This window comes from Pseudoalteromonas sp. ND6B, from assembly GCF_000764215.1.
GTDB classification, from domain to species: Bacteria; Pseudomonadota; Gammaproteobacteria; order Enterobacterales; family Alteromonadaceae; genus Pseudoalteromonas; species Pseudoalteromonas tetraodonis.
The window spans coordinates 1-2,618 of record NZ_JQFL01000071.1 but is presented as its reverse complement, the minus strand read 5'-3'; the positions used below and the strand labels follow the sequence as shown (position 1 = coordinate 2,618).

Annotated in this window: 2 protein-coding genes; both read right to left on the bottom strand. The window is 43.5% G+C overall.

What is annotated here, in order from left to right; genetic code table 11:
* On the bottom strand, nucleotides 1-1,229 hold a 1,229-nt coding region (locus ND6B_RS20450; RefSeq protein WP_033104068.1), incomplete at its 3' end, for a flagellin N-terminal helical domain-containing protein.
* A gap of 267 nt (nucleotides 1,230-1,496) precedes the next feature.
* A partial coding sequence (locus ND6B_RS03575) for a flagellin (protein ID WP_033104067.1) occupies nucleotides 1,497-2,618 on the bottom strand: 1,122 nt, incomplete at its 5' end.

The window sequence follows — 2,618 nt, the reverse complement described above, 5'->3', positions numbered from 1 at the left end:
GTCGTATCAAGCGTAGCGTTGGTTGTTGTTGCACCATTTAAAGCGCCTGTACCAGTAACGCTTAATGTAGAAAAGTCAGAATCCAATACTCCATTAGAAACATCTAAACGCCCAGTAATTGTTGCTGTTTTGTTTTCAGTTGTGTCTGCAGCAGCAGATACTGTTACACCACCAGCAATAACTGCAGTGCCATCGTAAGCAGATACCGTACCATCTAACCCATCAGTATTACCACCTTGAATTTCCATTGTTACATCAATGTTTTCACCACTAGCGTTAGTAAACACCAATAAATCATCGCCGGTAGTACCAGCATTAGTTACAACCGAGGCAGTAATACCTTTAGCAGCAAGTGCCTCTGCTGTTGCTGGGTCAATTGCGGTGTTCAATGCAGCAACTGTACCATCACCCGTTGCTGCAGCCGTTGCTGAAATTTCTACACCTGCAACATTAAGTGTAACAACATCTGTAGCAGTTGTATTTGTAGCTCCAAATCCACCCACCGCAACTTGTGTGGTTGCACCAACACCAAACACCCCTTCGGTACTATTGAATTGACCAGCTAAATCTGCCGCACTCATACCTGTGGTTAAATCAATCGTGTTAGTTTGCCCACCTGCAGTTACACTTAAAGAGTCTGTAGCCGCAAATGTTTTAGCTGTTTCACTAGCACCTGAAAATCCGGCAATTGCAGCCAAATCAAACCCTTTACCTCTTAGACCTATATCTTCAGCGGCTGCAGAATTTAAGGTTACGCCAATGGTTTGATTGCTGTCTGAACCTACTTGAAACTGTTGCGTACCGTAATCACCATTTAATAATTTTTGCCCACCAAAGGTGGTCGTATCGGCTATACGGGTCAACTCAGTTTGCAAAGCGGTTACTTCTTTTTGCAGCGCTTCGCGGTCAGACGTTGAGTTAGAACCATTCGCTGACTGAAGGGCAAGCTCTCGCATACGTTGTAAAATATCGGTAGATGACTGCAATGCGCCTTCAGCGGTTTGCGCCATTGAAATACCATCATTGGCGTTGCGCTGCGCAACACCTAGCCCACTGATTTGCGAGGTTAAACGCGTGCTAATTTGCATGCCTGCCGCGTCATCTTTGGCGCCATTGATACGCATGCCTGAAGCTAAGCGCTCCATAGAGGTGGCCAAGCCTTCACCCGATTTTGCTAAGTTACGTTGGGCGTTGAGTGAAGATACATTGGTATTTACTGAAATAGCCATAATAAAACTCCTAATTACTTTCGTAATATTATTGTTTAATTTAACCAAGCGCTTTCACAATTATCTGCTCAAGCCCTGTACTAACTAATTTAACGGCAGAGATCCATTTAACTTTAGTTTTTTTTTAAAATAATTTAATAATTTCACAATCCTTTGTTTTATAATGCCTTACAACTCCTAACTTGTCGCCTCTGACTTCCAAAAAACAAAAACGCACTCTAAACTAAAGTGCGTTTATATAAACCAATATTAGCGAAGCAAAAAAAACTAACCACCTAGCAAGCTAATTGCGGCTTGTGGTATTTGGTTCGCCTGCGACAAGATAGAGGTACCCGCTTGTTGCAAGATTTGGTTCTTGGTCATTTGCGCTGTTTCTGTGGCGTAATCGGTATCCATAATACGACTACGTGATGCCGATGCATTTTCTTGAACGTTAGCTAGATTACTAATCGTTTGACTAAAACGGTTTTGGGTAGCACCTAGCTCAGCACGCTCATTACCAATTTGCTTAAGCGCAGCGTCGATTACGTCAATTGCCGACTGTGAGCCACCCGCGGTTGAAATATCAAGGGTTGCTACTGAGCTAAGGCTCGTCGTCGTATCAAGCGTAGCGTTGGTTGTTGTTGCACCATTTAAAGCGCCTGTACCAGTAACGCTTAATGTAGAAAAGTCAGAATCCAATACTCCATTAGAAACATCTAAACGCCCAGTAATTGTTGCTGTTTTGTTTTCAGTTGTGTCTGCAGCAGCAGATACTGTTACACCACCAGCAATAACTGCAGTGCCATCGTAAGCAGATACCGTACCATCTAACCCATCAGTATTACCACCTTGAATTTCCATTGTTACATCAATGTTTTCACCACTAGCGTTAGTAAACACCAATAAATCATCGCCGGTAGTACCAGCATTAGTTACAACCGAGGCAGTAATACCTTTAGCAGCAAGTGCCTCTGCTGTTGCTGGGTCAATTGCGGTGTTCAATGCAGCAACTGTACCATCACCCGTTGCTGCAGCCGTTGCTGAAATTTCTACACCTGCAACATTAAGTGTAACAACATCTGTAGCAGTTGTATTTGTAGCTCCAAATCCACCCACCGCAACTTGTGTGGTTGCACCAACACCAAACACCCCTTCGGTACTATTGAATTGACCAGCTAAATCTGCCGCACTCATACCTGTGGTTAAATCAATCGTGTTAGTTTGCCCACCTGCAGTTACACTTAAAGAGTCTGTAGCCGCAAATGTTTTAGCTGTTTCACTAGCACCTGAAAATCCGGCAATTGCAGCCAAATCAAACCCTTTACCTCTTAGACCTATATCTTCAGCGGCTGCAGAATTTAAGGTTACGCCAATGGTTTGATTGCTGTCTGAACCTACTTGAAACTG